The following is a 10,813-nucleotide window of genomic DNA, read 5'->3' as shown; positions in this document are numbered from 1 at the left end:
ATTGTAAACTATATTGACTATTACAACAACAAACGAATTAAGGTAAAACTAAAAGGACTTAGTCCTGTGCAATACAGGACTAAATCCTTAACTTAAATTATTTGTCTAACTTTTTGGGGTCAGTACAAATAGGGATTGTTTTTTTTATGATGCAAAGAAGAGAGACTATTTGACGGCATCCCATAATTGGCGAATAGGCTTTCTTTGAACAGGGTCCACAAAATGAGGAGCAATTTCATTCAAAGATTCTAGGACAAAGGCACGTTCTGCCACATAAGGATGTGGCAAGATCAAGTTTGGACTGTAACAAATGGTGTCCCCCATATAGAGCAGATCTAGATCGATCACACGTGGCCCCCACTTGACCTCACGAACACGTCCCATTTCCTGCTCAATGGCAAGTAAGGTCTCTAATAAATCCTCTGGGGTCATCCAGGTTTCAACTTCTGCCACCTGATTCAAAAAGGTGTCCTGCTCCACTCCTCCCCAAGGTTCTGTTTCAATCCTTGTGGATGTCTGAAGAAGATGAATGCCTCGATCCTTGAGTTTTTCTAGCGCCGTCTCTAGTTGCAGTTGTTTATCTCCCATATTGGTGCCAAGCCCAATAAAGACCCGTTTTTTCTCCCGTTCGATTGTCACCGAACAAGTCTCTAGTGGCAAGGGAACAGGAGCCCAAGGTTTTTTCAACTCCAGACGAACTTTTTCTACAAAGGAATAGCTTTCGAAAATCTTTTGAACCAATTGAAAGGCCACCGTTTCAATCAGATCGATCTTTTCTGCCTGCATCCACTCGGTCAACTGTTCCGCCAAGATCCCGTAATGGATCGAAGCTTCCAAATCACCTGTACGGGCAGCACGAGTCATCTCATAATCTACCCATAGGTCTAGGACAAAGCGTTGTCCTAATTCTTTTTCTGCTGGAAAAACACCGTGATAGGCGTATACCTCTAAGTCCTTGATCCGTAATTGATCCACTCTCTTCACCTCTTATAGCCAGCCATTAGTGGCCCATGAGTTTATAGGCTTCATTTTTTAAGTCTTTATCTGTCGCAAGCAGTCCACGCGCAGCAGTTGTCACTGTAGCGGTCCCAGGTTTACGGACACCACGCATGTTCATACACATATGCTCTGCTTCTACCCAGACAAGTGCTCCTTGTGCTCCAAGATATTCCATCAAGGCATCTGCGATTTCTACCGTCAAACGTTCCTGAATCTGTGGTTTTTTAGCGTAAACTTCGACCGTACGAGCCAGTTTTGAAAGCCCAGCAACACGGCCATTTGGAATGTAGGCAATGTGCACTTTTCCATAAAATGGCAAAAAGTGATGCTCACACATGGAATGGAAGAAAATATCCTTCTCGACCACCATATTGTTATCAATGATTTCAAATGATTTAGACAGGTGCTCTTCTGCTGTCTGCCCCAGTCCTGCAAAGATTTCTTGGTACATCTTTGCAATGCGGGTCGGCGTTTCCTGAAGTCCCTCACGGTTCTCATCTTCACCGACTGCCTCGATGATCATTTTCACTGCTTCTTCAATTTTCTTTGTATCCATATCATCTCCTAGTTGGATTTTTCTGTTTTTAATAAATAAGGTCGTACCTGGCTAAGGAAATAGAGCGATCCTGTTACAATGAGGAGCTCATCATCTCCAGCTTGCCAGTTTTGTAGAAATTCTCGCCAGTTGACTTCCTCCAGCTGGTGGTGGTTCGCAGCAGCTGTCATCTCTTCTTGAGAATAGGCTCTTGGATCTTCAAAAGTCGTGAGGATCAAGCGACTATTTTCCAGTTCCTGCCACTGAATGAGCATCTCTTCTAAGGCTTTGGTCCGGATGCAGGTAAAAAGAATGGTCTTTTTTTGACTTGGAAACAGTTCCCGAAGACTTGCGATCAAAGGCGCAACGGCATGGGGGTTATGGGCCCCGTCCAGCAAGATCATGGGTTTTTGAGAGATCACTTCCATCCGGCCAGGCCAGACGACTTGATGCAAGGCCTCATCCACTAACTCTCTTGACAAGAGTTCACGCCCTTCTCTTTCAAAAAGTACATCACAGATACTGATCGCAAGAGCTGCATTTCTGGCCTGGTGATGACCCAAGAGCGCTACTTGATAGGAGGCTGTTTCTCTTTTGGAACTGTGATAAGAAAAGGATTGGCCCGATAGACAAGAGGCCTCTAGCTCAACTTGGTAATCTCTGTCATAGGCTGTTATCGGTGCCTGCTTCTGAATCGCAATGCCTTCAATGACTTGGCTGGCTTCTGCTTCTAATTTCCCTAGAACCAGAGGAATTCCTGGCTTAATGATGCCTGCCTTTTCACGGGCGATGGAAGCCAGATCTGGCCCAAGAAGGGCGACATGATCCAAGCCAATCGAAGTGATCGCAGTCAGAACAGGCTGACAGACATTGGTACTGTCTAGTCGTCCCCCCATACCGACTTCCATGATCACATAATCCAGCTCCTCGTGAGCAAAATAATCATAGGCGATGGCCGTCATCACTTCAAATTCCGTCAAACCTTGAAAGATAGCCCTTGATTGTTCAGCTTCCAGGAGTTGCTGGTAACTATCCAGGTAGGTTTGCAGGTCTTGATTCGAAATGGCTTCGCCATTAATGGTGATTTGGTCATTGTAATGGATCAGATAAGGAGAGGTAAAGACTCCAACCCGTAAACCTGCCTGCCTCAAGAGTTGAGACAAGGTAGCAATGGTAGATCCTTTGCCATTGGTCCCCGCAATATGGATGACCCGACAGTCTAGGTGAGGATTTCCTCTCAAAGCCAAGAGAGCTTCCATGCGCTCCAAGCCGAAATGTGGATCTTGGGAACGATAGGCTTCTAGCCAACGAAGATCCAACTGATGTTCTTTTGTCTTCATTTACTTGTATTGTTTTAAATTGGTATCTGCTGCCTCTTGGGCTTGGAAAATAGCTTGGCCTAGACTGGCTGCCATCTTGTGAAGGGGAATATCATGCACCCGCACCACTTCGACTCCTTGACTGGCTGCAATACTGGTCAAATGGCTCGAAGCCAGGTCCCGATTCCAAAAACCAGTCTCCGTTGCAGGATCTGTTTCAAATCCAGCTTCCTCAATAATATTGACCACAAAACGTTTGCGGGAGACCCCTAGAAAGATCGGATAGCCCTTTTGGTGAATCGTCCCGAGTTCTTGTAATAAGAGTAAGTTCTCTCGCTTGGTCAAACCAAATCCGATCCCAGGATCCAGCATAATACGATCCATCTGGACACCAGCTGCTTTCGCTACCGCAAGCGAGCGGTCAAAGAAGGTCCACATCACGTCTTGAATCGGTTCTTGAGCCATCTGTTGAAGTTCTTGCTCTGAAAAGACTGGTTCAAAACCAAAACTTGGAAAGATAGTGGAACTTGGATGATGCGGTCTTGCCATCACTGGATTAAACATGAGAACCGCGCTCGCTTCATGCTCCGCAACCACAGCAGCCATCTTAGGATCTCCAAGAAAACCAGTAATATCGTTGACAATATCAGCCCCAGCTTCGAGCGCCGCCGCCGCCACCTGGGACTTCCAGGTATCCACTGAAATCAAGACATCACTTTCTTTCCGAATGGCTTCGATCACTGGAACCACGCGGTCAATTTCTTCTTGGATTTCCACATAATGACTTCCTGGTCTGGTTGATTCTCCTCCGATATCGAGGATCTGAGCTCCTTCTTGGATCAGTTTTCTCGCCTGCTGCACGGCTGCATCCACACTCGTATACTTACCGCCATCAGAAAATGAATCCGGAGTGACATTTAAGATCCCACAAAGAAGGGTCCCTTGGCCACTCAGCCATTTATTATCAATCATTTTCGTTCTCCTTTGATTCCCTTCCTACAGCATGATTGCGAACAAAAGAGGCTAGAACAAGTGTTCTAAACCTCTGAGTCTACTCTCCATACGGATTTCTGACCTTCTGTAGGATGGTTCTGCATCAAAACTCATTGGTACCTACCATTTTATCATAATTTATCATGGAAGAAAACTCTCCATACTGGCAATAAACAAAGGAGTATGACCACCGGATAATAATAAGCTAGCGCATTCAAGGTCATATGAAGGCAAATGCTATACTCGATCCGCTTATAGCGATAAGCCACCCAAGTTAAGATCAAGGACATGCCTCCGTAAGCTACCCACTCCCCTAGGGTACTCGGTCCATGCAAGTACGTAAAAAAGAGAGCACCGGCTAGATAACCGATTGGTTCTGCCCCTCGAAAGATCAAACGAGGGATGATGGCCCGACAAAGCAGCTCTTCTAGAATCGGAGCAACAAGGATCACGACCATGCCCATAGCAAGAAAAGGAGCATGAGATTGCAGTTCATTCAGAGCCGCTTGGTTTGCCGTCGTACCACCTGCCTCTTGTTTCAACAAGGGATAGGCGAGCAGGTTATTAGCCATCAACAAGAGAAGAAAAAGAAAATTTCTCCCCAAAGACGGCCAGGTTATAACCCGAGCATCTAAGTTCTCCAGAGGGCTCTTTTTGATGACTATATAAAAAATAAATAGCACCGCCACTGTCACCAAGAGAGTGAGGATAGTGACCCACCTTGCATCCATTCCTTCTTGAAGGGAATAAACCATGGTGATGAGGGGGAATTGTGAGAGAAAGAATAAGGGCACAAAAAGAAGGAGCCAGAGGGCATTCTTACATAATGGGTGCTTTCGAACAAATGACTGTATATTTTTCAATGGACAACCTCTTTCTTGTATAAAATAAGAAGACTGGGGCTTTCGCCTCCAGCCTTCTCTCTTTATTACAGTTTACTGATTTTTGAAACGTTCAACGTCACGCGCAATCACCAACTCTTCATCCGTTGGAATCACCAATACCTTCACACGGGAATCATCTGTAGAAATATCTCCGACAACTCCAAAGACGTTCTTTTCAGGGTCGACCTTGCAGCCAAACCAGCTGATTCCATTGATAATAGAAGAACGAACATTTACTGCATTTTCACCGATTCCTGCTGTAAAGATGATGGCATCTGCACCATTCAAGACTGCTAAGTATTGACCGATGTATTTTTGCAAACGATCGATAAAGATATCGTAAGCCAATTTAGCTTTTTCGTCTCCATTGTGCATCGCTGTATGGATATCCCGCATGTCACTAGAAGATCCAGAAACACCCAGAAGACCTGATTCACGATTGAGGATACGGCTGATATCTTCAGGTTTATTGAAATCCTCTGTATGTTCCATCAAGTAAGGAATAATCGCTGGATCGAGATCCCCTGTACGGGTTCCCATCATGACTCCACCTAGAGGGGTGAAGCCCATTGAGGTATCGACAGAGATTCCCTTGTCAACCGCTGTAACAGATACACCATTTCCAACGTGGCAGGTGATCAATTTCAATTCTTCTAATGGTTTTCCAAGAAGTTTAGCAGCTTCACCCGCTACATACTGATGACTGGTTCCATGAGCACCGTACTTACGGACCTTATTTTCTGTGTAATATTTGGTTGGAAGAGGGTAACGATAAGCTTTTTCCGGCATGGTTGTATGGAAAGAAGTATCAAATACCACAACACTGGTAATATTTGGACAAATCTCTCTAAAGGCGCGAATTCCAGCTGCATTTGCAGGATTATGAAGAGGTGCTAACAAAGACAATTCTTCTACTTTTCGAAGGACTTCGTCATCTACCAAGGCAGAATCCTTAAAGTATTCTCCACCAGCAACGACGCGGTGGCCCACACCTGTAATCTCATCGTAGGATTTGATAATATCAAAACGAATCAAATCATCCAACAAAATTTTTACAGCTTGTGTATGGTCCTGGATATCTAATACTTGTTTTTCAGAGCGTCCATCAAATTTAACAGTTGAAATAGAATCTTTCAAACCGATCCGTTCAATCAACCCTTTTGCAAGAACAGTTTCCTCTGGCATTTGGTACAATTGCCATTTCAAACTAGAGCTTCCTGCATTAATAGAAATTGTTTTCGACATATATTCACCTCATTAAGCGTTTTCACTTCCTCTATTATATCAGATCTTTGATCAAATTTCACTATCCTTTAACCAGTTTTGGAAACTTTCCATAAAGTGAACCACCTGGTCTTGATCCTGGAGATCGGTAAAAGGATAGACAAAGGGCTGAACAGACTCTTCTTCTTGTTTTCGTAGGACGAAAATCGTCTTAGCATAGGCTGGATTTGAAAAAAGAGATTCTGGCAAGGTCAGCATGGCAAGAATTTGGGCTTTGTCTGTTAGCCAAGCTTTCAACAGATCACTCTGAGGGCTCGTCAAGAGGTTGTTTGGAGCTAAAAAGATGGCTACTCCTTGAGGTTTCAGGTATTTCAGAGCCTGTTCCATCATGAGGTGATGGGCATAGGTATGGCCTTCGGAGCTCGCCACCTGATAGCGCTGGGCAATTGCATCATCTGGATAATAGCCAATCGGTAAGTCGCTAACGATCAAGTCACTTTCTTTTAAAACTTGAGGACGCACCGCGTCGCCTTGTGCAAAGACAACACTGGATTCCATCACGTCTGCGATACTAGCAGATAGATCAATCAAGAGATCATCTACTTCCAATCCTAAGTAATCAATCGTGAGACGGCTATTGTTGACAATGGTCTCAGCGAGATTTCCAGTTCCACTTCCCACTTCTAAGACATCCAGTTGGTCGCCTTTGGCCAACTGATCGATCAAAAATGTAATGATAAAACCAATCGCATCTGGTGTGAACTGGTGATTCGCTTGTAAAGGTTCCGTCTGAGCAGCTTTCATAAAAAGGAATTGGTAGGCTCTGCGCCATTCTTCCTTACTTAAACCTAGTTCTTTTAATTTTTTGCTATTGTTTTTGACAATATCTAGATCTGTCTTGCCTTCTAAATACATGGCATTTTGTTCAATCAGGGCGTCATAAAAGTTGGTCGACAATTCATTTTGAATACTTTGAGTGTTTTCTAATAGATAGGTATAGGCTTGTTCAATTTTTTCGAAATTCATGATTTCCTCCGCACCCTATCATACCAAAAATTAGTCTTTTTCGCTATTTTCTGATGGCTCCTTGGCCTCTTTTGGCGTCTCTTCAGAAGGCTTTTCGCTCCCTGCCTTCTCCTTATCTTTCTGCGTCTTCTTCTTTTCTTTTTGACTCTTCTTGCTTTCCTTTTCTTCCCTTACAGGAAGAACAAACTCATAGCTTTCTCCATCCATCTTAGCCTGGGCATGAAGAAAACCAGGATCCTTCTTTAGCTGAACTGTTCCAGACTTTAAATGAATCTCTGATGTCTTCTCATCACTCTTTCTCTTTTCAAGAGCCAATTGCACCAAAGCATAGGCCCGAAGGCGATCTTGACTCGTCTTTAAGATCCGTCTCTCCGCAACCTGACGGTGCAGGTAAAACTGAAGCAAGAGACTAAAAATCGCTGCCATCAAGAGGGCGTAGAGCAAGACACCAGCCTTAACTTTTTTCATTTTGCATCGCTGGTACCACATGGTAGACATACTCCCTTTCTAGACCTTCTTCAAAATTCAAACGCAGATGAATCAACTCTCCCTCCTGCCAAATTTGGCTAGAGCGAACTCCTGAAATCATAGGCTGATAGCCCCTGCCCTTATCATCTGTTTTTCGGATATCATCTCCTTTAGATTGACCAATGGCAATTGGTTTTTGATCCTGAACCAAGTAGATATGATTGTCCGCTACTTTTTCAAAATGGCTCCGATCCAATTCCACCTGCAATTGTTGCTGAAAAAGTACCCATTCTTCCTGCTTTTGATGCGCCTGGTAGTCCAATTCAGCATGCAGGAGCTTGGTCAAGCCTTGAAAGACCAACACACCCCCACTGAGCACCAAGAGAGCGACCAAGGCTTCGAGCAGGGTAAAGGCATTGACCTTTCCGTTATTCCACATGCAGTACCACCTTCCCTTGATGATAGACCGTGAGCTGATCGGCATCTTTTTCGACTTGAACCTGAATACCATTGGCCTCCAGATGATTTTGCCCTGTCTGAAGCGCCATTTGAGCGACAGATAAGACCTCTACCTCTTTGAAATCCGCTAGTCGCTCCTTGCGCGAACGCCGGATCTCCCCTAACAATAAGGTCGTAATCATGGCAAATAAACCCAAGGCAACTAAGGATTCTATGAGAATACTAGCGGGAACGGATGCTTTTTTTAATTTTCCCATTTCCAAGCGACAGTTGATAGGTCACCACTCCTCTCTGTGTCTGAAAGTGAACATTGGCCAGGGATGAATTGCCACCTGCTCGGTCTAAACGAATAGTTTTAGGATCTTGCAAAATGACAGAATCAGGAATCTCCACCGTCTGGTAAGGCGTTTGAATCTTCCTTGCAGTCACTTCAACATCCAATTCCGTTTGCCTTGCCAGCGCTATTTTCTGGCTTTCTTGATAGAGGTGTTCAAACTCTGCAAAAAATACTTTTTCTTCCACCTGCTGAAAGCTCGTCTTGATCGATCCCGATAAGCCCAGATAGATAAAACTGACGATCATCAAGGTCAGAAGAGTCTCCACCAAGGTGAAGGCCTTAATCTGCAACCGCACGAGTTTCTCCACTATTTTTCGCATAATAGGCACGGTAGGACTCTGCTTGTTTGTTGGTAATATTTCCATCAGCAATCAGCTTTGCTAGAGTAGCTTGGTCATTGGTATGATTGAGCTCGTACAATTCAGCCTGGCTTTCGACCACCTTCACAACCGCTGCATTTCCTGTCTCTTTCACGGAGTCTTTTTGCTTGGTCAAATTCGGCACAAAGAGCAATAAGAGCACACTGATGATCAATAAGACCACCAACATTTCAATCAGTGTAAAGGCTTTAACCTTATAGGTTTTTAATGTTTTCATAAATGGACCTCCATATTTTGATAAATCGGCAGCAACATGGCTGCATAGAGTAACACAATCACAAGAGCCACAAAGACAAACACCAAGGGTTGTATTACATTCATGGCCTTGTGAACCCGACGAAAGAAATCTTCCCATGTTTTTTCAGCGTAGATCTCTAGCTCACTTCCGAGCTTTGATTTGACTTCACCGTATTCAATCATAAGGGGCAATTCTTTTTTGAAAAAAGTATACCCCCTGACCGTCTCTGAAAAGGACTGGCCACGGTCTAAAGAAAGAGCTAAGTCCCTTCCAATTTCTTGAAAAAGCTGGGATTTTTGCTCCTGCATCATGAAAAAAATCTGAGACAACTCCAATCCTTGCCCAATCAGATTGCCCCATTCTCTGGCATAATAGGCTGTCAAATAAGCTTGAATCATGCCTTTCCCGAAAGGCAGATGAGACAAGCTTCTAAAAACGTTGATCTTGCCTGACTGGCGGTAATAGAGAAAGCCGAGTAAGAAGAAGGTCACCAGTCCCACTCCTAAGGCCAAAAAGAGTTGGGGGAAGGAACTGATCAATTGCGTCCCAATATTTTGAGCATCCATTTGAGGAAGCAAATAATTGCGCAAGCCTAGCATAATCAGAACTAAAAACCCAAGCAAGATAAGAGGATAGGTGCTCACCTCAATCAGCTTTTTCTTGACCTTGCGCATGTTTTCTAGGTAAGCACTGATTTTCTCCAAGCTCAATGCAAGATTGCCATGGAGCTCAGCGAGAGACAGCTGTGTCGTGACCGCATCTGAAAAACCGATCCCTGCCATCATCTCTGAAAAACTCCGCCCCCGCGAGAGATCCTCTCGCATCTGGGAAACCAAACGACTCTCCACTAGGTGAGAGCGATCCAGAAAATCGACAATCTCAGATAGGTGAAAACCACTTGAATAAAGATTCAAAAACAATTCGATGATTTGCTTTTGTTTAGCGGTAGATAATTTTTTCGGCTTGGGCCTGAGCCAGCTGGATATATCCCGATTGAGCCAAGAGATCCATTTGTTGGTTCCAGCGGCTGGCTGAGTGCTCTTGGTAGTTTTCCGTCGCAAAATCGACCACACCTCCTCCTGCAATTAATCGTTGGTAGCAAATACCTTGTAAAACAATCTTGAGCTCTTCCTCACTCACTCCAAGTTCTAAGAGCCTCTCATAAACACCTCGAACGCTTTTCGCATGAATAGTAGAGAAGACGGTGACTCCTGTCAAACTAGCTCGTACGACCGCACGAGCTGTTTCCCTATCTCGGATCTCTCCAATAATGAGAAGGTCCGGCCGATGGCGTAAGGAGAGTTTGATCAGGTTGTCATAGGTCATGCCGATCTGGTCATTCAGCTGAAGTTGAAGCATATTGTCCTGCTTGATCTCGACAGGATCTTCAATAGACATGACTTGCTGGTCCGCAAAGCGCTCTTGGGCTAAAGCATGCATGAGAGTGGTCTTTCCCGAACCAACAGGACCTGCAAAGAGATAGAGACCACGACCGGCCAATTTCTTCTGCAAGTCTGGCAACTGATCAAACCAAAACCGCAATTCACGTTCCTCATCATGCAAGAGCCGAATGACCAAGCTTTCATAACCACGATAATCCCCCACCGTCGACAAGCGAATCGAAACCACTCCATCCTCTAATGGGTAATCACACGACCCTAGCTGGCTGCGCCTTTTTTCTCCCACATTCATCCCTGCCACGAACTTAAAGTGGCTGATAATAGCCGTCATGTCCTCAAAAGGGAAGGATTGCACAAAGCGCCTCTCATCTCCCACCCTCATAAAAACCTGGTACTCCTCCTTCCGAGGAATGAAGTAAAGATCCTGAGCTTCTTCCTTTTTCCCCATGCGGATCAGTTTTTTTGCAATTTCTTGAACCATAGTTCCTCCTCTCACTTATACTATTCGAAAAAGAAGACAAAAAAAGAAGACTTTCTAGATCGCTCTAAAA

15 protein-coding genes are annotated in these 10,813 nt (G+C 44.5%); 1 reads left to right on the top strand and 14 read right to left on the bottom strand.

Translation table 11 applies throughout. The features are described from left to right. Positions 1-96, top strand: a 96-nt coding sequence (locus PCY11_RS09420; RefSeq protein WP_301362722.1) for an IS3 family transposase, incomplete at its 5' end; no start/stop codon positions are given. 69 nt (positions 97-165) lie between these two features. Here PCY11_RS09420 and folK read toward each other — a convergent pair. The 14 genes from folK to comGA form a co-directional block, all read right to left on the bottom strand. Next, positions 166-975, bottom strand: coding sequence for a 2-amino-4-hydroxy-6-hydroxymethyldihydropteridine diphosphokinase (gene folK, locus PCY11_RS09415; protein ID WP_070845880.1), 810 nt, complete (start codon positions 973-975; stop codon positions 166-168). Between the two features lie 25 nt (positions 976-1,000). Then, positions 1,001-1,555 carry a GTP cyclohydrolase I FolE gene (gene folE, locus PCY11_RS09410; protein WP_003019101.1) on the bottom strand — a complete coding sequence of 185 codons (555 nt, stop codon included), beginning with the start codon at positions 1,553-1,555 and terminating at the stop codon, positions 1,001-1,003. A gap of 8 nt (positions 1,556-1,563) precedes the next feature. Further along, on the bottom strand, positions 1,564-2,874 hold the full coding sequence (locus PCY11_RS09405) for a folylpolyglutamate synthase/dihydrofolate synthase family protein (protein WP_301362720.1): 1,311 nt from the start codon (positions 2,872-2,874) through the stop codon (positions 1,564-1,566). Next, a complete protein-coding gene (folP, locus tag PCY11_RS09400; RefSeq protein WP_301362719.1) occupies positions 2,875-3,825 on the bottom strand; it encodes a dihydropteroate synthase in 951 nt (316 codons plus the stop codon). A gap of 152 nt (positions 3,826-3,977) precedes the next feature. Next, positions 3,978-4,709, bottom strand: a complete 732-nt coding sequence (locus PCY11_RS09395; RefSeq protein ID WP_045759001.1) for a CPBP family intramembrane glutamic endopeptidase — start codon at positions 4,707-4,709, stop codon at positions 3,978-3,980. A 72-nt stretch (positions 4,710-4,781) separates the two neighbouring features. Continuing rightward, the gene (locus PCY11_RS09390) at positions 4,782-5,975 is read right to left on the bottom strand and encodes an acetate kinase (protein WP_023919646.1); all 1,194 of its coding nucleotides are present in this window, start codon (positions 5,973-5,975) and stop codon (positions 4,782-4,784) included. A gap of 51 nt (positions 5,976-6,026) precedes the next feature. Next, the gene (locus tag PCY11_RS09385; RefSeq protein WP_070664743.1) at positions 6,027-6,980 is read right to left on the bottom strand and encodes a class I SAM-dependent methyltransferase; all 954 of its coding nucleotides are present in this window, start codon (positions 6,978-6,980) and stop codon (positions 6,027-6,029) included. A 30-nt stretch (positions 6,981-7,010) separates the two neighbouring features. After that, positions 7,011-7,448: a competence type IV pilus minor pilin ComGG gene (comGG, locus tag PCY11_RS09380; RefSeq protein WP_223345756.1), complete on the bottom strand. Its 438-nt coding sequence runs from the start codon at positions 7,446-7,448 to the stop codon at positions 7,011-7,013. Continuing rightward, on the bottom strand, positions 7,435-7,887 hold the full coding sequence (gene comGF, locus PCY11_RS09375) for a competence type IV pilus minor pilin ComGF (protein WP_024054897.1): 453 nt from the start codon (positions 7,885-7,887) through the stop codon (positions 7,435-7,437). The genes comGG and comGF overlap by 14 nt, the downstream gene beginning before the upstream one ends. Next, positions 7,877-8,164, bottom strand: a complete 288-nt coding sequence (gene comGE, locus PCY11_RS09370; RefSeq protein ID WP_003004353.1) for a competence type IV pilus minor pilin ComGE — start codon at positions 8,162-8,164, stop codon at positions 7,877-7,879. Before comGE ends, comGF begins: the two co-directional genes overlap by 11 nt. Continuing rightward, positions 8,130-8,534 carry a competence type IV pilus minor pilin ComGD gene (gene comGD / locus PCY11_RS09365; protein WP_003004513.1) on the bottom strand — a complete coding sequence of 135 codons (405 nt, stop codon included), beginning with the start codon at positions 8,532-8,534 and terminating at the stop codon, positions 8,130-8,132. The genes comGE and comGD overlap by 35 nt, the downstream gene beginning before the upstream one ends. Continuing rightward, positions 8,524-8,841, bottom strand: coding sequence for a competence type IV pilus major pilin ComGC (gene comGC, locus PCY11_RS09360; protein WP_003004178.1), 318 nt, complete (start codon positions 8,839-8,841; stop codon positions 8,524-8,526). The genes comGD and comGC overlap by 11 nt, the downstream gene beginning before the upstream one ends. Further along, positions 8,838-9,869, bottom strand: coding sequence for a competence type IV pilus assembly protein ComGB (gene comGB / locus PCY11_RS09355; RefSeq protein WP_301362721.1), 1,032 nt, complete (start codon positions 9,867-9,869; stop codon positions 8,838-8,840). Before comGB ends, comGC begins: the two co-directional genes overlap by 4 nt. After that, positions 9,802-10,743 (bottom strand): competence type IV pilus ATPase ComGA, encoded by a 942-nt coding sequence (gene comGA / locus PCY11_RS09350; protein ID WP_049475203.1) that lies wholly within the window; start codon positions 10,741-10,743, stop codon positions 9,802-9,804. Before comGA ends, comGB begins: the two co-directional genes overlap by 68 nt. Positions 10,744-10,813 lie beyond the last annotated feature (70 nt).

The sequence above is a fragment of the Streptococcus sp. SP8 genome (assembly GCF_030440045.1).
GTDB lineage: Bacteria > Bacillota > Bacilli > Lactobacillales > Streptococcaceae > Streptococcus > Streptococcus parasanguinis_I.
Note: the sequence above shows the minus strand (reverse complement) of the source record. Positions and strands in the feature narration are given on the sequence as shown.

Excerpts from the sequence above, each read along its gene's own strand:
- PCY11_RS09405 (WP_301362720.1), bottom strand. The coding sequence starts at position 2,874 with ATGAAGACAAAAGAACATCAGTTGGATCTTCGTTGGCTAGAAGCCTAT.
- PCY11_RS09390 (WP_023919646.1), bottom strand. The coding sequence starts at position 5,975 with ATGTCGAAAACAATTTCTATTAATGCAGGAAGCTCTAGTTTGAAATGG.
- comGE (WP_003004353.1), bottom strand. The coding sequence starts at position 8,164 with ATGGGAAAATTAAAAAAAGCATCCGTTCCCGCTAGTATTCTCATAGAA.
- comGG (WP_223345756.1), bottom strand. The coding sequence starts at position 7,448 with ATGAAAAAAGTTAAGGCTGGTGTCTTGCTCTACGCCCTCTTGATGGCA.
- comGA (WP_049475203.1), bottom strand. The coding sequence starts at position 10,743 with ATGGTTCAAGAAATTGCAAAAAAACTGATCCGCATGGGGAAAAAGGAA.
- comGC (WP_003004178.1), bottom strand. The coding sequence starts at position 8,841 with ATGAAAACATTAAAAACCTATAAGGTTAAAGCCTTTACACTGATTGAA.
- comGF (WP_024054897.1), bottom strand. The coding sequence starts at position 7,887 with ATGTGGAATAACGGAAAGGTCAATGCCTTTACCCTGCTCGAAGCCTTG.
- PCY11_RS09385 (WP_070664743.1), bottom strand. The coding sequence starts at position 6,980 with ATGAATTTCGAAAAAATTGAACAAGCCTATACCTATCTATTAGAAAAC.
- folP (WP_301362719.1), bottom strand. The coding sequence starts at position 3,825 with ATGATTGATAATAAATGGCTGAGTGGCCAAGGGACCCTTCTTTGTGGG.
- folE (WP_003019101.1), bottom strand. The coding sequence starts at position 1,555 with ATGGATACAAAGAAAATTGAAGAAGCAGTGAAAATGATCATCGAGGCA.